Source organism: Serratia marcescens (assembly GCF_006715005.1).
Taxonomy (GTDB): Bacteria; Pseudomonadota; Gammaproteobacteria; order Enterobacterales; family Enterobacteriaceae; genus Serratia; species Serratia montpellierensis.
The window spans coordinates 2,823,288-2,843,464 of record NZ_VFMJ01000001.1 but is presented as its reverse complement, the minus strand read 5'-3'; the positions used below and the strand labels follow the sequence as shown (position 1 = coordinate 2,843,464).

Here is a 20,177-nt window from a genome sequence, read left to right as displayed (position 1 = left end):
CTTACTGCTTATAACGCCGGGTTTGAGGCATTAAAAAAGGGCCGAGCAAGCTCGACCCTCGATGTGACACGCCGGCGCAGTTACTTGACCTGCATGCCAGGCTGCGCGCCGCTGTCCGGGCTCAGCAGGAAGATCTCTTTCCCGCCAGGGCCCGCCGCCATCACCATGCCTTCCGAAACGCCGAAACGCATTTTGCGCGGCGCCAGGTTGGCGACCATGATGGTCAGTCGGCCTTCCAGCGCTTTCGGATCCGGGTAAGCGGAGCGAATGCCGGAGAAGATCTGGCGCGATTCGCCGCCCAGATCCAGCTGCAGTTTCAGCAGCTTGTCGGAGCCTTCGACAAAGTCGGCGCTCTTTATCAGGGCGATGCGCATGTCTACCTTGGCGAAGTCGTCGAAGGTGATGGTTTCCTGAATAGGATCATCGGCCAATGGACCGGTCACCGGCTTGGCGGCGGCCATGTCTTCCTTCGAGGCGTTGACCATTTCGCTGACCTTGTCCAGATCGATGCGGTTGAACAGCGCTTTGAATGCGTTCACCTGGTGGCCCAGCAGCGGTTGCGGGATCGCGTCCCAGCTCAGCTCGGCGTTGAGGAACGTTTCGGCGCGTTCGGTCAGCGAAGGCAGCACCGGCTTCAGGTAAGTCATCAGCACACGGAACAGGTTGATGCCCATCGAGCAGATGGCCTGCAGATCGGCATCGCGGCCTTCTTCCTTCGCCACCACCCACGGTGCCTGCTCATCCACGTAACGGTTGGCCAAATCGGCCAGCCACATGATTTCGCGGATCGCGCGGCTGAACTCGCGGCCGGCGTAAGCTTCGGCGATGCTCTGCGCCGCGTCGACGAAGGTCTGGTACAGGGCCGGATCGGCCAGGCTGTCGGCCAGCTTGCCGCCGAAGCGTTTGTTGATAAAGCCGGCGTTGCGCGACGCCAGGTTCACCACCTTGTTGACGATGTCGGCGTTTACGCGCTGCACGAAGTCTTCCAGGTTGAGATCGATGTCATCAATGCGTGAAGAGAGCTTGGCGGCGTAGTAATAGCGCAGGCAGTCGGCATCCAGATGCTGCAGGTAGGTGCCGGCCTTGATGAAGGTGCCGCGCGACTTGGACATTTTAGCGCCGTTCACCGTCACGTAGCCGTGCACGAACAGGTTGGTCGGTTTGCGGAAGTTGCTGCCTTCCAGCATCGCCGGCCAGAACAGGCTGTGGAAGTAGACGATGTCCTTACCGATGAAGTGATACAGCTCGGTGGTGGAGTCTTTGCGCCAGAATTCGTCGAAGTCCAGATCGCCGCGCTTGTCGCACAGGTTCTTGAAGGAGCCCATGTAGCCGATCGGCGCGTCCAGCCAGACGTAGAAGTACTTGCCCGGCGCATCCGGGATCTCGAAACCGAAGTAAGGCGCATCGCGGGAGATGTCCCACTGCTGCAGGCCGGATTCGAACCACTCCTGCATCTTGTTCGCCACCTGCTCTTGCAGCGCGCCGGAGCGCGTCCACGCCTGCAGCATTTCGCTGAAGGCCGGCAGGTCGAAGAAGAAGTGTTCGGAGTCGCGCATCACCGGCGTCGCGCCTGAAACCACGGACTTCGGATCGATCAGTTCCGTCGGGCTGTAGGTGGCGCCGCACACTTCGCAGTTGTCGCCGTACTGATCCGGTGATTTGCATTTCGGGCAGGTGCCCTTCACGAAACGGTCCGGCAGGAACATGCCTTTCTCCGGATCGTACAGCTGGGAAATGGTGCGGTTCTTGATAAAACCGTTTTCTTTCAGGCGGCTGTAAATCAGGGTGGACAGCTCACGGTTTTCATCGCTATGGGTCGAATGGTAGTTGTCATAGCTGATGCCAAAGCCGGCGAAATCCTGTTGGTGCTCCTGGCTCATCTCCGCGATCATTTCTTCCGGCTTGACGCCCAGTTGCTGCGCTTTCAGCATGATCGGCGTGCCGTGCGCGTCGTCCGCGCAGATGAAATGCACTTCGTGGCCGCGCATTCGTTGGTAACGCACCCAGATATCCGCCTGGATGTGCTCGAGCATGTGGCCGAGATGGATGGAACCATTTGCGTACGGTAGCGCGCACGTCACCAATAATTTTTTCGCGACTTGAGCCATAGTGAGAACTTGCTTTCTGTAATGAATAAAAGGGCCTTCGATGTTAACCGATCGCGCCCTTCGCTGCTAGGGCGGTTTCTTGCAGGTTATACGCGCCAGCCGCCGGGCAGTTCTGATATGCTTAGCCGGAAGCTACCCATTCAAAATCAAGGAGCCGGGATGAACGCAAAATCCCCTGAGCAGACCAACCCCGAAGTTCTGCGCGCCCTGGTGACCGGTGTACTGGCCGCCTTTGAACACCCGACGTTGAAAAACAACCTGACCGCATTGAAGGCCATTCATCACTGCGCGTTACTGGACGATGTACTGCATATCGAACTGGCGATGCCGTTTGCCTGGCAGAGCGGTTTTGAGGCGCTGCAGGCGAGCGTCGGCCCCGAGCTGTTGCGCGTGACCGGCGCCGCGGCCATCGATTGGAAGCTGAAACACGATATTACGACGCTGAAGCGTGCCAACGGCCAGGCCGGTATCAAAGGCGTGCGCAATATCATTGCCGTCAGCTCCGGCAAAGGCGGGGTGGGGAAATCCACCACCGCCGTCAACCTGGCGCTGGCGTTGGCCGCCGAAGGGGCCAAGGTCGGCATTCTGGACGCCGACATTTACGGCCCGTCGATCCCCAATATGCTGGGCACCGAACATGAGCGGCCGACTTCGCCGGACGGTCAGCATATGGCGCCAATCATGGCGCATGGCCTGGCGACCAACTCCATCGGCTATCTGGTGACCGACGACAATGCCATGGTGTGGCGCGGCCCGATGGCCAGCAAGGCGCTGATGCAGCTGTTGCAGGATACGCTGTGGCCGGATCTGGATTATCTGGTGCTGGACATGCCACCGGGCACCGGCGACATTCAGCTGACGCTGTCGCAGAACATTCCGGTGACCGGCGCGCTGGTGGTTACCACCCCGCAGGATATCGCTTTGCTGGATGCCGCCAAGGGCATCGTGATGTTCGAGAAAGTGCATGTGCCGGTGCTGGGCATCGTGGAGAACATGAGCGTGCACATCTGCAGCAACTGCGGTCACCATGAGCCGATCTTCGGCACCGGCGGCGCCGAGAAGCTGGTGCAGAAATACCACAGCCGTCTGCTGGGGCAGATGCCGCTGCATATCTCGCTGCGCGAAGATCTGGATCGCGGTACGCCGACGGTGATCAGCCGCCCGGACAGCGAATTTGCCGAGATGTATCGCCAGCTCGCCGGCCGCGTGGCCGCGCAGATGTATTGGCAGGGCGAGACGATCCCGACGGAGATTGCGTTCCGCGCGCTGTAATCGGCCTATGGCAATGCAAGAACCCGGCTTAAACGCCGGGTTTTTTTATGGGATACGGGCAGGGTTATGCAAATCCGCGCGGGTATAAGGACGTTCGATTTGCGCCAGCGTTTTGGCGATATGTTCCAGCAACCCCTGGGTGGGGGCCGGCTGCCGCTGCCCCATCAGTGCCAGCGGCAAGGTCAGCGCGATGGCCAAGTGTGGCCAGGAAAGGCGGGGACGAGCCTTAGCGCGTTGCAGCCACAGGAACAGGGCGCTGGCCAGGTAGCCTAAAATCAGCCCGCTGATCACCTCGGATACCGAATGAACGCGAATTTCCAGCCGTGACACGCCGATGGTGAAAGGCAATATCCATCCGGTCAGCAGCGCGAGGCTACGCACCGGATGGGAAAAACGGCCGGTCAACGCCCAGAGTAACGGCGGCCAGATGCTGGCGGCGAGGGCCGAATGGCCGCTGAATCCGGTGAAATCATAACTTGCGTTACCAATACCCCAGCCCATAAAGGCCAGTTTGGACAGGCAGACCAGCCCGCCGGTGAATCCGAAGATCAGCGCCCACTGCCAGCCTGCCGCGCGGGTGGTGGAAGACGTGAGCAGCAATAAAAACAGAATCAGCGCGCAGGGCAGCAGCAGCATGCTGTCGCCGAAAAAAGTCAAAAAATACCAATCCAGCACATCAATCTCCGATGAAGGGGCATGGGGGAGCATAAGTCAGCGCAGGAGTGTATCTTGTTAGCGCGCGTTGCCCTAGCCGTGAGATTCTTAAAATACGGCAGTACCGATAAGACGAGATAGCCCGAATTCGCCCGCCGTCGCGCAATATACAGTGGCGCAAACCCTGACGACTCCCTATAATTGTCGCGTTTTAGTTCCCCCCTTCACACTATGAAATCAGGTCTTTAATTTTATGACTGACAATCCGCATCAGTGCGTCATTATTGGTATAGCTGGCGCATCTGCCTCCGGAAAAAGCCTTATTGCCAGCACGTTGTACCGCGAACTCCGCGAGCAGGTCGGCGATGAGCACATCGGCGTTATTCCAGAAGACAGTTACTATAAAGACCAGACTCACCTGACCATGGAAGAACGGGTCAAAACCAACTATGACCACCCGAGCGCCATGGATCACAACCTGCTGTTTCAGCATCTGCAGATGCTGAAGGCCGGCAAGGCGATCGAGCTGCCGCTGTACAGCTACACCGAACACACGCGCAAGAAAGAAACCATCCATCTCGAACCTAAAAAAGTGATCATTCTGGAAGGGATCTTGCTGCTGACGGATATCCGCCTGCGCCAGGAAATGAACTTCTCGATCTTTGTCGATACGCCGCTCGATATCTGCCTGATGCGCCGCATGAAGCGCGACGTCAACGAGCGCGGCCGCTCGATGGATTCGGTGATGGCGCAATACCAGAAGACCGTGCGCCCGATGTTCCTACAGTTTATCGAACCTTCCAAACAATACGCCGATATCATCGTCCCGCGCGGTGGCAAAAACCGCATCGCGATCGATATTCTGAAAGCCAAAATCAGCCAATTCTTTGAATAATGCCGCTTAATGGCCGGAAATGTGTATTTCCGGCCGGTGGCCAACTATTTGCACCCCGGCGTAGACCTTTCGCCCGTTGTGTGGCAATTTTTGTTTAGTTATGCGTTTTGATGGAGAAGAAAGACATGAGACTGTGCGACCGCGATATAGAAGCCTGGCTGGATAGCGAGAAACTGGTGATTTCCCCGCGCCCGCCGCTCGAACGCATCAACGGGGCCACAGTAGATGTCCGTTTGGGCAATCAGTTCCGCGTGTTCAGTGGCCATACCGCGCCTTTTATCGATCTTAGCGGGCCGAAAGACGAAGTCAGCGCCGCGCTGGATCGCGTGATGAGCGACGAGATTGTCCTGCCGGAAGGCGAGGCGTTCTTCCTTCATCCTGGCGAGCTGGCCCTGGCGGTGACGTTCGAATCCGTGACGCTGCCGGACGATCTGGTGGGTTGGCTCGACGGCCGTTCTTCTTTGGCGCGCCTGGGGCTGATGGTACACGTCACTGCGCACCGTATCGATCCGGGTTGGCACGGCCGCATCGTGCTGGAATTTTACAACTCCGGCAAGCTGCCGCTGGCGCTGCGGCCGGGGATGCTGATCGGGGCCTTGAGCTTTGAGCCATTGTCCGGCCCGGCGGCCCGGCCATACAACAGCCGCCAGGACGCAAAATATCGCGATCAGCAGGGCGCAGTAGCCAGTCGAATCGACAAGGACTAACGGCGCGGAATGCACCGTCGGTGTGGCGCTGACAAGAGGGTGGCATGAGAAGATTACTGACGACATTGGCGATTTTACTGGTGGTCGTGGTGGCGGGGATGTCCGCGCTGGTACTGCTGGTCAATCCGAATGATTTTCGCGGCTACATGGTCAAAAAGGTCGAGCAGAAGAGCGGCTACCAGCTGACGCTCGAAGGCGACCTGCGGTGGCATATCTGGCCGCAGCTCAGCATCCTGGCCGGCCGCATGACGCTAACTGCACCGGGTGCCAAAGCGCCGGTGGTGAGTGCGGAAAACATGCGCCTCGATGTCAAACTGTTGCCGCTGCTGTCGCATCAGCTGTTTGTGAAGCAGGTGATGTTGAAAAACGCGGTTATTCGCCTCACGCCCGACAGCGAAGAGCACTCGCAGGTGGACGCCCCGATCGCACCCGCCGGTAGCGGTACTGACGCGGTAGACGCGGCCTGGAAGTTCGATATCGATAACCTTCGGGTGGTGGACAGCCTGCTGATTTGGCAGCGTGCCGATAATGAACAAATCAATGTCCGGGATATCAATCTCACCCTGCAACAAACGGAGAAACGCCAGGCGCAGCTGGAACTTTCCAGCCGGGTCAACCGCGATCAGCGTGACCTGACCTTCAGCATGGCGGCCGATGTCAATCTGCAGCAGTTCCCACGCCAGATTGGCGCCAAAGTGACCCAGTTCAATTACCAACTGGCGGGCGCGGATATTCTGAACGGCGGTATTCAGGGGGAGGGTAATGCGCAGGTGGTCTATCAGCAGACGCCGGCGCAGATTGCCGTCAGCCAGCTGAACGTCAGCGCCAATAACAGTCAGTTGACCGGCGATATCAGTGCCACGCTGGGACCAGTGCCCGGCTATGTGGTGAACCTCAATTCGGCTAACCTCGATCTCGACGCGCTTTCCGGCTGGCAATCCAGCACCACTACCGCCGAGCAGCCCGCCGTGACTTCCGCGCCGGTGATCGCCAGCCAGGTTGACGATCGGCAGCAAAACCTGGAGGCGCTGCGCGATTTCACTGCACAGTTGAACCTGCAGGCGGCACAGGTAACCTATCGCGGTATGAACGTTACCCAGTTGGCCGTTACGGCGGATAACCAACGCGGCCTGCTGACGTTGCACAAGCTTGCCGGGCAATTGGCCGGCGGGGATTTCTCCTTGCCAGGATCGCTGGATGCGCGCGGCAATAAACCGGTTATCAGTGTGCAGCCGACGCTGAACCAGATTGAGCTGGGCACGGTGCTCAAAGCCTTCGACATGCCGCAGATGCTGACCGGCAAGTTCAGCATGAAAGGGGATCTGACCGGCGATCGCCTCTCTTCACAGTCATTTGAGCACCGCTGGCGCGGTACGGCGCAGCTGGCGATGCAGGATGCGCAACTGCACGGTTTGAACATCCAGCAACTGATCCAACAGGCCGTGGCGCGCAATGACAACAGCGTGCGTGGACAAGACAGCTATCAGCGCTATACCGAGGTCAAAAGCGTTTCGGCGCAGGCTACCCTGAACCAGGGCACGGTCAAACTCAGCGGCCTGACGGCGGATTCGCCTTTGCTGGCACTGACCGGCACCGGCAGCATCGATATGCCGGGCAAACAGTGTGATATGGCGCTTAACGTGCGCGTCACCGGCGGTTGGCAAGGGCGCGGCGAGCTGATCGAACAGCTGCAAAAAACGCCGATCCCGCTGCGGGTCTACGGGCCGTGGCAACAGCTGAATTATCAACTGCAGGTCGATCAGGTGCTGCGTAAAACGCTGCAGGATCGCGCAAAAGATGCGTTGAACAAGTGGGCTGAAAAGAACAAGGATTCGCGCGAAGGCCAGGATCTGAAGAAGTTGCTCGACAAGCTGTAATTCCTCCTGACGCGGGCCGCATTGGGGCCCGCGTCAATATCGATGTTTCCCACGATAATTTCCCTCCGTTACCTTGATGAAGGTCATGAAGACTCGCGCGCAGTTTGTGCAGAGTAAGAGCCTGTTCTGCTGAGGCTATGCGCCTGAGCGCGAAAACATGACGAGTTGAGGAAACATGATAGAGCTTCTTATTGGCGCCGTAGTAGCGGCGGGCGTGGGCCGTTACATCATCAAGGGGTATTCCGCCACCGGCGTTTTGATGGTGGGCGGGTTACTGCTGCTCGGTATCAGCGCCCTGATGGGGAAAACGCTGTTGCCACCCGGCGCGGCGTCTACCGGCTGGCGCGCGACCGACATGATCGAGTACGTCAAGATCTTGCTGATGAGCCGCGGTGGCGATCTCGGCATGATGATCATGATGCTGTGCGGCTTTGCCGCCTATATGACGCATATCGGCGCCAACGACGTGGTCGTCAAGCTGGCCTCGCGCCCTTTGCAGATGATCAACTCGCCTTATCTGCTGATGGTGGCGGCCTATTTTGTCGCTTGCCTGATGTCATTGGCAGTCTCTTCCGCCACCGGCCTCGGCGTATTGCTGATGGCGACGCTGTTCCCGTTGATGGTGAACGTTGGCATCAGCCGTGGTGCGGCGGCAGCCATTTGCGCTTCGCCGGCGGCGATTATTCTGGCGCCGACCTCCGGCGACGTGGTGTTGGCGGCCAAGGCGGCGGAGATGCCGCTGGTGGACTTCGCGTTCAAAACCACGCTGCCGATCTCGATTGCCGCCATCGTCTGCATGGCCGTGGCGCACTTTTTCTGGCAGCGCTATCTCGACAAAAAGAACAATGAACAGCATCACATCATGGACGTCAGCGAAATCAACACCCACGCGCCGGGGTTCTATGCGATTTTGCCGTTTACGCCGATCCTCGGCGTGCTGATTTTCGACGGAAAATGGGGGCCGGAGCTGCACATCATTACCGTACTGGTCGGGTGCATACTGTTGGCGGCCGTGATCGAGTTTGTGCGCAGCTTCAGCGCCAAACAGGTGTTCAGCGGCCTGGAAGTGGCCTATCGCGGCATGGCGGACGCTTTCGCCAGCGTGGTGATGTTGCTGGTGGCCGCGGGTGTGTTCGCGCAGGGGTTGAGCACCGTCGGCTTTATCAGCGGATTGATCGGGCTGGCGCAGTCGTTCGGCACCGGCGGTTTGATCATGATGTTGGTGCTGGTGGTGATCACCATGCTGGCGGCCATGACCACCGGTTCCGGCAATGCGCCGTTCTATGCGTTTGTCGAACTGATCCCGAAACTGGCGGCGCAGATGGGCGTGAATCCGGCCTATCTGGTGATCCCGATGCTGCAGGCGTCTAACCTCGGCCGCACGCTGTCGCCGGTCTCCGGCGTGGTGGTGGCGGTTTCCGGTATGGCGAAAATCTCGCCGTTCGACGTGGTGAAACGCACGTCGGTGCCGGTGATTGTCGGGTTGGTAGTCGTGATCGTGGCGACCGAGCTGTTGGTTCCCCAGTAAAAGAAAGGCCGGGCGATGCCCGGCCTCAATGCTAAACCTCGTAGTCCTCCGGTGGGGGAGGCGGGGTGATCTTCACTTTCAGGATGCGGTGGCTGTTGACCTCCAGCGGTTCGAACAGATAGTCACCGATCTTGATTTGCTCGCCTTCTTGCGGCACACGCTGGCTGTGCTCCATCAGCAGCCCCGCCAGCGTGTGGTATTCGCGCTTGTCTTCCAGCGGCATCGGCAGGTACAGCACCAGATCTTCCAGCGGCATATAGCCGTTGGCAATCCAGCTACCGTCTTCGTTTTGCTGAATGTCATGGCGTGCGTCCACCTCTTCGCCAGCCTCCGGCAGATTGCCGGCGATGGTTTCCATCACGTCCGTCAGGGTGACGATACCTTCGACGGAGCCGAACTCGTCGACCACAAAGGCAAAGTGTGTCTGCGCCTGGCGGAACTGCTCCAGGGCGCTTAACAGCGTGAGCTGTTCCGGGAAGATCAGCGGTTGGCGTATCAGCGCGCGCAGATCCAGCGGCGCCTGCGCCAACTGCTGTTTGAGGACGTCGATAGTATGGATAACGCCCAGCGGTTCGTCGCTGGCGCTGCTTTCCACCACCACGATACGCGTGTGCTGATTACGCTCCAGCAATTGCGTCAGTTTCTCCTGCGGATCGTTCAGCTCGAGGTATTCGACGTCGTGACGCGAAGTCATGATGCTGCTGACCGTGCGCTGAGCCATGCCCAGCACGCGTTCGATCATGCGCCGTTCTTGCTGATTGAAGATCTCGCCGTTTTCGCTGTCGCTGTCCGCCAGCAGGTTGGCGGAGTGGCTGTCGACCTCCGCTTCTTCGTGTTTACCGCTCAGCATGCGCAGTACCGCCTCGGCGGTGCGCTCGCGCAGTGGCCGCACCTTCGACAGGAAGCGCCGGCGGTTGAACTGGGCCAGTTGGTTCAAGGCTTCGATCATCACCGAGAAGCCGATCGCCGCGTAGAGGTAACCTTTCGGAATGTGATAGCCGAAGCCCTCCGCCACCAGGCTAAAGCCGATCATCAACAGGAAGCTCAGGCACAGGATAACGATAGTCGGGTGTGCGTTGACGAAGCGCGTCAGCGGCTTGCTGGCCAGCAGCATCAGGCCAATGGCGATACAGACCGCGATCATCATCACCGCCAGGTGGTCGACCATGCCGACTGCGGTGATCACCGAGTCGAGCGAGAAAACGGCGTCCAGCACCACGATCTGGGCCACCACCGGCCAGAAACGCGCGCCTTTGCGTGCGCCGTGCTGCTCTTCATCCTTGCCCTCCAGCCGTTCGTTCAGCTCCATGGTGGCCTTGAACAGCAGAAATATCCCGCCGACCAGCATGATCAGATCGCGGCCGCTGAAGGGGTGCTCCGCGACGATGAACATCGGTTTGGTCAGGGTCGCCAGCCACGAGATGGAGGCGAGCAGCGCAAGACGCATGACCAGCGCCAGCAACAGACCGACGACACGAGCCTTATCTCTTTGTTGTTTTGGTAGTTTGTCCGCCAGAATGGCGATGAAGACAAGGTTGTCTATACCCAGAACGATTTCCAGCACGACCAATGTGGCCAGGCCGGCCCAAATTGTTGGATCAGCGATCCATTCCATACGCCCAATTTCACCTGTAAGTTCTACGGCTTATGCCGCACGGGAATGATGGGCGCTGGGGCGGCAAAATTCAACTTTAATCAGAGGAAGTGGATGAAAACGAGGTATTTAGGCTGACAAAAGTACTCAGTAATCTGAATCACGTTTAGGTGTATCCGGCTTAGCGGGGAAACGATGTATAAGAATGCGAACGTGTCTGTTCATAAAAGAAACATGCCTTAAACCTTAATAATTTCAAAGTATTGAAATAGGTTTCTTATGCTATTATTTGCATAACTCCAGCGCGTTAGTAGTCTTATTCTGAAAACACCTAGCCATGGGTATCTAAGGCTTGTATCAGCAAGTCAATAGTATAAGAATCTTAGCCATATAAGCGAAGATAACTCGCGTTTTTTGGTTATAAGGGCATAGGTTCTCCTTGTTCTTCAAGCTGCGAAATACCAACGTGTGATGCGGGCTCTTTGTCATGTACAGAAGCGTGCTTAGCGTTCATTGGATTGCGTACAGGAATTTTTCATAACAGCGTTTTGGCAGCTATAAGCCAAGGGCGGTAGCGTGTCTGATAGCATTGCTTGCGCTGCCATGCTTTGCCTGAAATTCGCTGTTTATACTATATAAATCAGTTAATTGATTGTGGAAGTAGAAATGCAAAAAAGACTGAAAGCTGTGATCCCAGTGGCGGGTTTGGGCACTCGTATGTTGCCGGCAACCAAGGCGATTCCTAAAGAAATGTTGCCGGTGGTCGATAAGCCACTTATCCAATACATTGTCGGTGAGTGTGTCGCCGCCGGCATTAAGGATATCGTGCTGGTCACCCACTCCTCGAAAAATGCGATTGAAAACCATTTTGACACTTCTTTCGAGTTGGAAGCCGTGCTGGAAGCGCGTGTAAAACGCCAGCTGCTGGCCGAAGTGCAAAACATTTGCCCGCCGGATGTGACCGTGATGCAGGTGCGTCAGGGGCAAGCGAAAGGGCTCGGGCATGCGGTATTGTGCGCGAAACCCATGGTAGGGGATTCCCCTTTTGTCGTCTTGCTGCCAGATGTATTGCTGGATGATGCAACTACGGATCTTCGTAAAGAAAACCTGGCTAAAATGATCCAACGCTTTGAGGCAACAGGGTGCAGCCAAATCATGGTTGAACCGGTGCCAGAGCAGGATGTGTCAAAATACGGCGTGGTTGACTGTGCAGGTGCGACGATTGCTGCGGGAGAAAGTGCACCGATGTCTGCCGTGGTTGAAAAACCCTCACGCGAGGAAGCGCCTTCTAACCTGGCGGTAGTGGGGCGCTACGTGCTTTCCGCCGCTATTTGGCCGTTGCTCGAGAAGACGCCCCCAGGCGCGGGCGATGAGATCCAGTTGACCGACGCTATCGCCATGCTGATGGATGAGCAAAGAGTGGAAGCCTTCCATATGAGCGGTAAATCACACGACTGCGGCGATAAACTTGGTTATATGAAGGCCTTTGTGCAATACGGTCTACGCCATGCCACAGAAGGTGAAGATTTCTCGCGATGGTTGAAGCTGGCCTTGAATAACAACTAACATGTGGCTGAGTACGTTCACAAGATTGAAGAGGACGAGCATGACGAAGTTGAAAGCTGTCATTCCTGTCGCTGGCCTTGGCATGCATATGCTACCGGCGACCAAAGCGATTCCTAAAGAGATGTTGCCGATCGTCGATAAGCCTTTGATTCAATATATTGTTAATGAGTGCGTAGCGGCAGGTATCAAAGAGATCATTCTGGTTACGCATTCATCTAAAAATGCAATAGAAAACCATTTCGATACGTCCTTTGAATTGGAAGCGATGCTCGAGGCACGCGTTAAGCGCCAGTTGTTGGATGAAGTCCAATCAATAACGCCGAAAGGCGTAACGTTGATGCATATTAGGCAAGGGCAACCTAAAGGGCTGGGTCATGCGGTGCTCTGCGCCAAACCATTGATCGGAGACTCTCCTTTCGTGGTGCTGTTGCCGGATGTGTTGCTTGACGATGCTACAGCCGATCTGAAAAAAGATAACCTGGCTCACCTCATTTCCCGCTTCGAAGAGACGGGTTTGAGTCAGGTACTGATCCAACCCGTGGATGAGCATGTTTTGCGTGACTATTCCGTTGTGGAGTGCCAGAACAATGCGTTGCGGCAAGGTGAATCCTCGCCCATTACCGCGATTATCGAAAAACCGGACAGCGATGTTCAACTGAAATCCAACTATTCAGCCGTTGGGCGCTATGTGCTTTCAGCCGCTATCTGGCCCATTTTGGAAAAAACCGAGCCGGGCGCCTGGGGGCGTATTCAGTTGACGGACGCGATTGCCGAATTGCTGAAACATCAGACGGTAGAGGCCACTGAGTTGGTTGGCGAGTCGTTTAACTGCGGTGAGAAGATGGGCTACTTGCGGGCATTCGTGACGTATGGCTTACGCCATCCAACGCAAGGTAAGGCCTTCCGTGAGTGGGCTGAACGACTGTCTTTGTAAAATATATCGATTATTCTTAATGACCGGTTGGGAACGATGCGTAACTGGTCGCTGCTATGTTTAGGACAAAAACGACGGGCTTGCCGCAGCTCTTTTTTTAAGAATTATGCAATAATGCTCCGAGAGTTTAAGTCTAACAAATCTGAATTCAACACTTGCTCAATGAACGCGCAACTTAGAGTGCCTTCGTGTGAGTATTGACAACTCATTTCGCTGAGTGCCGCAGTAGGCGCCATGGTTGGCCTGGGGCTTGGCATTACATGCATTTTTACTTTGAAAGTGATGATAACTCGATGGCAAAAAAAAAATGGAAACTGATACCGCTTCTGGTATCTATCAGTGTGGTCAGCGGCTGTACTATCGTGCCGGGCTCTCATCTTTCAACCAGTGGCAAAGACGTCGTAAAACAGCAAGATAGTGATTTTGATCTTAACAAGCTGGTAAATATTTATCCGATGACGCCGAGCTTGGTCGAGAAAATGCGGGCGAAGCCGGTTGTGGCGCAGCCGAACTCGTTGCTGGAGCGCGAGCTTCAGACTTACGAATACCGTATCGGCATCGGCGATGTATTGATGGTCACTGTGTGGGATCACCCCGAACTGACTACGCCGGCTGGCCAATACCGCAGCGCTAGCGACACGGGTAACTGGGTCAATTCTGACGGCACCATCTTCTATCCCTATATTGGCAAAGTAAAAGTTGCGGGCAAGACGATGGTTCAGGTTCGCGAAGAGATCACCAACCGCCTAGCACAGTATATTGAGAGTCCGCAAGTGGATGTAAGCATCGCGGCGTTTCGTTCGCAGAAAGTCTACGTGACGGGTGAAGTGGCGGCCTCTGGGAAACAGGCAATCACTAACGTGCCGTTGACCGTGATGGACGCGATCAATGCAGCAGGCGGTCTGGCGGAGAATGCCGACTGGCGCAACGTGGTGTTAACGCATAATGGTAGAGAACAGCGTATTTCTTTGCAGGCGTTGATGCAGCGCGGCGATCTGACCCAAAACCGTTTACTTTATCCCGGCGATATTCTTTACGTTCCGCGCAATGATGATTTGAAAGTCTTCGTGATGGGCGAGGTTAAGAAGCAAACTACGCTGAAGATGGATCGCAGTGGTATGACCCTAACCGAGGCGTTGGGCAATGCAGAAGGCATGGATCAATCCTATTCCGATGCGACTGGCGTATTTGTGATTCGTCCTTTGCTCGGCAAGGGGAACAACAAGCTGGCGGATATCTATCAGTTGAACGCGTCTGATGCGGCCGCCATGGTCATGGGCACAGAATTCCAACTCCAGCCGTATGATATTGTTTATGTGACCACCGCACCGGTTGTTCGTTGGAACCGCGTCATCAGCCAATTGGTACCGACGATCACCGGGTTCAACAACTTGACAGAAGGTTCATTGCGCGTGCGAAATTGGCCGTAGTAGGGTGGTGTGAAGCATGTTTGATTCTATTTTGGTTGTATGTGTAGGAAATATTTGCCGCTCCCCTACCGGGGAGCGTTTATTGAAAAGAAATTTACCGCATAAAAAGATCAGTTCGGCTGGGCTGGGTGCTTTAGTGGGGAAACCGGCAGATGGCAGAGCGACAGATGTTGCAAACCAGCATGGCCTATCGCTTGACGGGCACCAAGGAAAACAGCTAACTGCTTCTATGTGTCGTGAGTATGACCTGATTCTGGTGATGGAAAAAGATCACATCGATGCCGTATGTAGACTGGCGCCGGAGGTCAGAGGTAAAACCATGCTCTTTGGGCATTGGATAGGGAAACGTGAAATTGCCGATCCCTACCGCCAAAGTCGCGAAGCGTTTGAGTTTGTCTATCGCCTTCTTGAAGAATCCGCCCATAAATGGACGCAAGCCTTAAGCCGATAATCAGTCAGGACTATCAATGTCAGATAAAAATAGAGTAAATAATTCAGGAAGTGAAAAGTCAGATGAGATCGATCTGGGGCGTCTGTTAGGCGAGTTGATTGATAACCGCTGGCTGATCATTGGAGTAACGGCATTATCCCTGACCCTGGGTATTCTGTATTGCTTGTTTGCTACGCCAATTTATCGTGCCGATGCTATGGTGCAAGTTGAGCAAAACGTAGGGAATGCATTACTTAATAACATTAACCAGATTTTGCCTAATGGGCAACCCGAGTCGGGTCCTGAAATAGAATTATTGAAGTCTCGGATGATCTTAAATAAAACAGTAGAAGATCTTAATCTTCGGACCATCGTTGAGCAGGAATATTTTCCTCTGTTTGGCAAAGGCTTCGCTCGTTTGACTAAAAAGGTGCCGGGAAAAATAGCGGTTTCCAAATTCGACCTACCAGAAGCATGGGCTGAAGACCCTTCGGTGACGTTAGTCGTTGGTGATGGCAAAAGCTTCTCTATCCTGCGTGACGGGGAAGAGATCGCTAAGGGTAGCGTTGGACGTTTGCTTGATAACAACGGCGTGACCATCTTGGTAAGCAATATTGAAGCACCGCAGGGTACGAAGTTTAAAGTTTCTAAGATCAGCGAAATGCGGGCAACGAATAATCTGCTGGATAAGTTTGAAGTTGCCGATAAAGGCAAGAACACTGGTGTGTTGGGGCTAGGGCTCACCGGTGAGAATCCGGTCCTTATTAGAGAGATTTTGGACTCCATTTCAAGAAACTATCTTGAACAAAATATTGTGCGAAAGTCGGAAGAAGATGCGAAAAGCTTGGACTTCCTGAGGGATCAGCTGCCTAAGATCCGTAATTCACTTGACTCTGCAGAGAATAAACTCAATCAATATCGACAGCAGAAAGATTCAGTCGATTTATCGCTCGAAGCGAAATCTGTCTTGGATTCGATTGTCGCCGTCGACTCTCAGCTGAATGAATTGACTTTTAAAGAAGCGGAGATTTCTAAGCTCTATACCAAACAGCATCCTTCATATCGTGCATTGCTTGAGAAACGTAAAACGTTGGAAAACGATCGAGACAGACTCAACAAGCGTGTGAGCGCGATGCCTAAAACGCAGCAAGAGATTGTGCGTTTAAGCCGCGATGTACAATCGGGCCAAGAAGTATACATGCAGTTGTTGAATAAAGAGCAGGAACTTGGTATTTCGAAGGCAAGTACTGTGGGTAACGTACGGATTATCGATCGTGCCGTCACGCAATCAAAACCGGTAGAGCCTAAGAGCATCATTGTAATTCTCTTCAGCATTGTGCTGGGAGGAGTACTGTCTGTGGGGTATGTCTTGTTGCGTTCGTTCCTGCATCGCGGCATTGAAAACCCGGAACAGCTGGAAGAGTTGGGTATCAATGTGTATGCGAGCGTGCCACTCTCTGAGTGGCAGCAGAAGAAAGACCAAGAGTTCGTCCTGAAAAATAAAGGGCGGAAGCTCAATAGCGATTCCAACTCACTGCTTGCCGTCGGCAACCCGGCAGATCTGGCTATCGAGGCGATTCGTAGTCTACGAACCAGCCTTCACTTTGCCATGATGGAAGCAAAAAATAATGTGTTAATGATCTCTGGGGCAAGCCCCGGCATTGGTAAAACCTTTATCAGTGCTAACCTGGCAGCCGTTGTGGCGCAGGCGGGTCAGCGCGTGTTATTCATCGACAGTGACATGCGTAAAGGGTATATGCATGAAGTGCTAGGTCTGGAGGCTAAAGATGGCCTGTCAGATATTCTTTCCGGCCGAATCACTGCAACCTCTGCTGTCAGAAGCACAGTGCATGGCGGTTTCGCTTTCATTCCGCGTGGCCAGATCCCACCTAATCCGTCAGAATTGTTGATGCACAGCCGTTTCTCCGAGGTTTTGGCGTGGGCATCAGAAAATTATGACTTGGTGTTGGTCGATACCCCGCCGATTTTGGCCGTTACTGATGCTGCAATTATTGGTAAACACGCCGGTACATCGCTGATGGTTGCCCGTTTTGAACTGAACAGTCCTAAAGAGGTTGAGGTCAGTATCAGACGCTTCGAGCAAAATGGTATTGATATCAAAGGCGTTATTTTGAACGCGGTGATGAAGAAAGCCTCGAATTACTATAATTATGGTTATGATTATTACGAATACAGTTATAAATCCAAAAGCTAAATAAAGTTATGCCAGAGAGGCTGTTAACAGCCTCTTTAGTTTTGCATGATCTGAAGCTGATGTGGTGAATATAATATCAAAAACCACGCTTATACCTATTGTTATCAATTGTCTTTCATACAATCTAACAGTCTGCCTCTGACTGTCAAAATAGATGGGTTTAATGGTGTAGGTGAGCTTTGATTTTAGCTTTACTTATAGAAAGTATAACTGTTTCGATGTGGTAAAAAATACCTGTACGTAGAATGTCTGTGTGGTGTACTAAGGTAAGATTCTACTAATAAAGGAAAAAAACATGAGTGCGCTTGCCTACTCAAAAAGAACTAATTTAGTTAAGTTATCCCTCGCCTTTTCTGATTTCATATTTTTTACTTTATCGTTGAGTATCGCGATCTATCTTATTAGTTTTTTTGGGTGGAATATCAACGAATTTATCCCAGAGTCAGAAATGCCGGCACGTTTTCTGACGCATGTTATGCTATCTTTAGTATGCGTTGCTTGGTTTTGGGTTCGCTTGCGTCACTATACATATCGCAAACCGTTCTGGTTTGAACTGAAAGAAATATTTCGCACATTGCTCATTTTCGCAGTATTGGATTTGGCCCTGGTTGCCTTTTCAAAGTGGCAGTTCTCCCGTTATGTATGGATACTCACTTGGGGAGTTGCATTGTTATTAGTACCATTCGCGCGGGCAATAACCAAGCGGATCCTAAATAAGTTAAATTTGTGGAAAAAACATACGATTATTATCGGTTCGGGCAAGAATGCCTGTGATGCGTATAGAGCATTACAAAGTGAAGAAGTTCTTGGCTTTGCGATCTGCTCGTTCTTTTCCAGCGGTGAGTCAGGTGAGAAAACCTTGTTTGACAAACCAGTTATTGCGAATGAAGCTGAGCTCTGGCAACTATGTGATCCTGAAACCACCCAATTCATTGTAGCATTAGAGTTTGAACAGAACGCACTGCGTGATGAATGGCTAAAAAAATTGGCGAAGCACCACTGCCGTTCAGTTTCAGTGATACCTACGCTGCGCGGGGTTCCGCTATATGGAACTGATATGTCATTTATTTTCAGCCACGAGGTTATGATCCTTCGGGTCAGTAATAATTTGGCTAAGCGAACATCTCGTTTTTTGAAGCGTATATTCGACATTGTGGGATCGGCCAGCATCATTGTCTTGCTATCTCCAGTGCTGCTCATATTGAGTTATCTAGTGAAGAAAGACGGCGGAAATGCTATCTATGGTCACGAACGCATTGGCCGCGATGGTCACAAATTTAAATGCCTGAAGTTCCGTTCTATGGTAACTAATTCGCAAGAGGTATTGCAAAACCTCTTGCAAAATGATCCTGAAGCCCGCAAAGAGTGGGATAAAGACTTTAAATTGAAAAATGACCCGCGTATAACCCGCGTTGGTCAATTTATCCGTAAAACGAGTCTTGATGAGTTACCTCAGCTTTTCAATGTATTGCGGGGAGAAATGAGCCTCGTCGGTCCTCGTCCGGTGATCGAAAAAGAACTGGAACGCTACGCCGGCGATGTCGACTATTATCTGATGGCGAAGCCGGGCATGACAGGATTGTGGCAGGTGAGTGGCAGGAACGATGTCGACTACGATACGCGTGTTTATTTTGACGCCTGGTATGTCAAGAATTGGTCGCTGTGGAATGACATCGCCATTCTCTTTAAAACCATCAACGTTGTTTTGAAAAGAGATGGGGCGTATTGATCACAAGCGATACCCTATCGCAGGGGCAGAACAATAACGTTCTGCTTTCCTACGGCTGCTGAAGTTGATGTTGTCATGCCCCTTGTGTTAATGCTTAAGAATATAACTCTTTGAGTTTATATCTATAGTGTAATTCAATGAGGATGTATGTTAAAAAATAAAAAAATTGCCATAGTTTTTACCGCCTCTATTTTAGGTGGCCATGAACTGATGAGCGTTGCTCATATAAAAAAGTTTGTTAAAAAGGGATTTTCCATTTCGTGTTATCTGCCGAGTGACAACGGCAAGCTTATTGCTTTATTAGATTCAGCCAGTATTAATTACGAATTGCATCATGTGCTGCATAAAAGAATGGAGATCATTCATTCTTTCTTTAATCCTCTTCATGTCATAAAGTCGAGTCTTCTGCTCAAGAAGCTAAGCCAATACCATGATTATATGGTAATTATTCAGGGCGATATTGAGCTTGGTGCCGGTTTTTTAAACGGCAGCCGTTTACTGGGGTTGGGCAACAGAGTCGTTAGCTACATCCCGTATGCACACAGTTTTGAGAAGATGGGAAGTCGCCTGGCAAAGGCGAAGGATTTCCTGGCGAAATTTGCGTATAGAAACTGTGATAACTACGTAACTATCTGCAACCAATTTCGCCATGATTTGAAAGAAAAAAATAAATCGGCAAATGTGAGAGTGTTGAGGAATTTTGTTGCTAAGCCGGCACCAAAAGACATCCGAGGCGTTGGTTATGAATTTCTGTCAAATCCAGAAAAAATAAAAATACTGATGGCGGGTAGGGTGTTCTTCCGCCAGAAGGGGCAGGATATTTTGCTTGAGGCGCTGCGTGATATCAATAACCGTGTCGATCTGACAGTGATAGGTGATGGCCCCGATCTCGATGAAATGAAGCACACAGTCCGTCAGCTAGGAAATAATATAAACGTTGAGTTTTTAGGCTGGAAAGATAATGTCTGGGATTTCGCATACGATGCAGACTTAATTGCGATTCCGTCAAGCTATGAAGGCGTGCCGCTGATCATGCTGGAAGCTCTGAAAAGGAATGTACCGGTCATAGCGCCAGCCAGAGATGGCATGTTGGATTATCTAGGGAAAGACAGTTTGTATTTTGTTGGTGATAGCGAATCAGACGTTGATAAGTTAAGAGAAAAGATAGCGCTATTCATCGCTAAAAAAAATAGACTTGGTGCTAAAACCATTAATAACTCAAATGAAATTGTATAACG

At 52.9% G+C, this 20,177-nt stretch carries 15 protein-coding genes; 12 read left to right on the top strand and 3 right to left on the bottom strand.

The genetic code is table 11. The features are described from left to right. Positions 1-80: 80 nt before the first annotated feature. On the bottom strand, positions 81-2,108 hold the full coding sequence (metG, locus tag FHU12_RS13660) for a methionine--tRNA ligase (RefSeq protein WP_141969952.1): 2,028 nt from the start codon (positions 2,106-2,108) through the stop codon (positions 81-83). A gap of 159 nt (positions 2,109-2,267) precedes the next feature. Between metG and apbC the strand changes: the two genes are divergently transcribed. Beyond that, entirely contained in the window at positions 2,268-3,380 is a 1,113-nt protein-coding gene (gene apbC / locus FHU12_RS13655; RefSeq protein ID WP_141969950.1) for an iron-sulfur cluster carrier protein ApbC, read from the top strand. Positions 3,381-3,425: 45 nt separating this feature from the next. Here the strand turns inward: apbC and FHU12_RS13650 are convergent, their stop codons facing one another. Continuing rightward, positions 3,426-4,055 (bottom strand): phosphatase PAP2 family protein, encoded by a 630-nt coding sequence (locus FHU12_RS13650; protein ID WP_141969948.1) that lies wholly within the window; start codon positions 4,053-4,055, stop codon positions 3,426-3,428. 232 nt (positions 4,056-4,287) lie between these two features. On the opposite strand from FHU12_RS13650, the gene udk reads away from it, so the two are divergent. The 4 genes from udk to dcuC all read left to right on the top strand — a co-directional run bounded on the left by udk (position 4,288) and on the right by dcuC (position 9,041). Further along, positions 4,288-4,929 carry a uridine kinase gene (gene udk, locus FHU12_RS13645; protein WP_141969946.1) on the top strand — a complete coding sequence of 214 codons (642 nt, stop codon included), beginning with the start codon at positions 4,288-4,290 and terminating at the stop codon, positions 4,927-4,929. Positions 4,930-5,054: 125 nt separating this feature from the next. Further along, on the top strand, positions 5,055-5,636 hold the full coding sequence (gene dcd / locus FHU12_RS13640; RefSeq protein ID WP_019454407.1) for a dCTP deaminase: 582 nt from the start codon (positions 5,055-5,057) through the stop codon (positions 5,634-5,636). 44 nt (positions 5,637-5,680) lie between these two features. Further along, positions 5,681-7,513: an outer membrane assembly protein AsmA gene (gene asmA, locus FHU12_RS13635; protein WP_141969944.1), complete on the top strand. Its 1,833-nt coding sequence runs from the start codon at positions 5,681-5,683 to the stop codon at positions 7,511-7,513. Between the two features lie 175 nt (positions 7,514-7,688). After that, on the top strand, positions 7,689-9,041 hold the full coding sequence (gene dcuC, locus FHU12_RS13630; RefSeq protein WP_141969942.1) for an anaerobic C4-dicarboxylate transporter DcuC: 1,353 nt from the start codon (positions 7,689-7,691) through the stop codon (positions 9,039-9,041). A 31-nt stretch (positions 9,042-9,072) separates the two neighbouring features. Here dcuC and FHU12_RS13625 read toward each other — a convergent pair whose 3' ends face one another. Then, entirely contained in the window at positions 9,073-10,656 is a 1,584-nt protein-coding gene (locus FHU12_RS13625) for a TerC family protein (protein WP_038881010.1), read from the bottom strand. 645 nt (positions 10,657-11,301) lie between these two features. On the opposite strand from FHU12_RS13625, the gene galU reads away from it, so the two are divergent. The 7 genes from galU (at position 11,302) to FHU12_RS13590 (ending at position 20,175) form a co-directional block, all read left to right on the top strand. Then, the gene (gene galU, locus FHU12_RS13620) at positions 11,302-12,201 is read left to right on the top strand and encodes a UTP--glucose-1-phosphate uridylyltransferase GalU (protein WP_141969940.1); all 900 of its coding nucleotides are present in this window, start codon (positions 11,302-11,304) and stop codon (positions 12,199-12,201) included. Positions 12,202-12,241: 40 nt separating this feature from the next. Next, a complete protein-coding gene (locus FHU12_RS13615; protein ID WP_141969938.1) occupies positions 12,242-13,135 on the top strand; it encodes a sugar phosphate nucleotidyltransferase in 894 nt (297 codons plus the stop codon). Positions 13,136-13,428: 293 nt separating this feature from the next. Next, positions 13,429-14,565, top strand: a complete 1,137-nt coding sequence (locus FHU12_RS13610; protein WP_089186857.1) for a polysaccharide export protein — start codon at positions 13,429-13,431, stop codon at positions 14,563-14,565. A 16-nt stretch (positions 14,566-14,581) separates the two neighbouring features. After that, positions 14,582-15,016 carry an arsenate reductase/protein-tyrosine-phosphatase family protein gene (locus FHU12_RS13605; RefSeq protein WP_089185719.1) on the top strand — a complete coding sequence of 145 codons (435 nt, stop codon included), beginning with the start codon at positions 14,582-14,584 and terminating at the stop codon, positions 15,014-15,016. A 16-nt stretch (positions 15,017-15,032) separates the two neighbouring features. Beyond that, positions 15,033-17,210 carry a tyrosine-protein kinase Wzc gene (gene wzc, locus FHU12_RS13600; RefSeq protein WP_141969936.1) on the top strand — a complete coding sequence of 726 codons (2,178 nt, stop codon included), beginning with the start codon at positions 15,033-15,035 and terminating at the stop codon, positions 17,208-17,210. A 295-nt stretch (positions 17,211-17,505) separates the two neighbouring features. Next, complete coding sequence (gene wbaP, locus FHU12_RS13595; RefSeq protein ID WP_141969934.1) at positions 17,506-18,939, top strand: undecaprenyl-phosphate galactose phosphotransferase WbaP; 1,434 nt, start codon at positions 17,506-17,508, stop codon at positions 18,937-18,939. A gap of 147 nt (positions 18,940-19,086) precedes the next feature. Further along, entirely contained in the window at positions 19,087-20,175 is a 1,089-nt protein-coding gene (locus FHU12_RS13590) for a glycosyltransferase (protein ID WP_141969932.1), read from the top strand. Positions 20,176-20,177 lie beyond the last annotated feature (2 nt).

Excerpts from the sequence above, each read along its gene's own strand:
- wbaP (WP_141969934.1), top strand. The coding sequence starts at position 17,506 with ATGAGTGCGCTTGCCTACTCAAAAAGAACTAATTTAGTTAAGTTATCC.
- FHU12_RS13605 (WP_089185719.1), top strand. The coding sequence starts at position 14,582 with ATGTTTGATTCTATTTTGGTTGTATGTGTAGGAAATATTTGCCGCTCC.
- FHU12_RS13625 (WP_038881010.1), bottom strand. The coding sequence starts at position 10,656 with ATGGAATGGATCGCTGATCCAACAATTTGGGCCGGCCTGGCCACATTG.
- FHU12_RS13590 (WP_141969932.1), top strand. The coding sequence starts at position 19,087 with ATGTTAAAAAATAAAAAAATTGCCATAGTTTTTACCGCCTCTATTTTA.
- FHU12_RS13615 (WP_141969938.1), top strand. The coding sequence starts at position 12,242 with ATGACGAAGTTGAAAGCTGTCATTCCTGTCGCTGGCCTTGGCATGCAT.
- wzc (WP_141969936.1), top strand. The coding sequence starts at position 15,033 with ATGTCAGATAAAAATAGAGTAAATAATTCAGGAAGTGAAAAGTCAGAT.
- apbC (WP_141969950.1), top strand. The coding sequence starts at position 2,268 with ATGAACGCAAAATCCCCTGAGCAGACCAACCCCGAAGTTCTGCGCGCC.
- FHU12_RS13610 (WP_089186857.1), top strand. The coding sequence starts at position 13,429 with ATGGCAAAAAAAAAATGGAAACTGATACCGCTTCTGGTATCTATCAGT.
- udk (WP_141969946.1), top strand. The coding sequence starts at position 4,288 with ATGACTGACAATCCGCATCAGTGCGTCATTATTGGTATAGCTGGCGCA.
- asmA (WP_141969944.1), top strand. The coding sequence starts at position 5,681 with ATGAGAAGATTACTGACGACATTGGCGATTTTACTGGTGGTCGTGGTG.
- metG (WP_141969952.1), bottom strand. The coding sequence starts at position 2,108 with ATGGCTCAAGTCGCGAAAAAATTATTGGTGACGTGCGCGCTACCGTAC.
- galU (WP_141969940.1), top strand. The coding sequence starts at position 11,302 with ATGCAAAAAAGACTGAAAGCTGTGATCCCAGTGGCGGGTTTGGGCACT.
- dcd (WP_019454407.1), top strand. The coding sequence starts at position 5,055 with ATGAGACTGTGCGACCGCGATATAGAAGCCTGGCTGGATAGCGAGAAA.
- dcuC (WP_141969942.1), top strand. The coding sequence starts at position 7,689 with ATGATAGAGCTTCTTATTGGCGCCGTAGTAGCGGCGGGCGTGGGCCGT.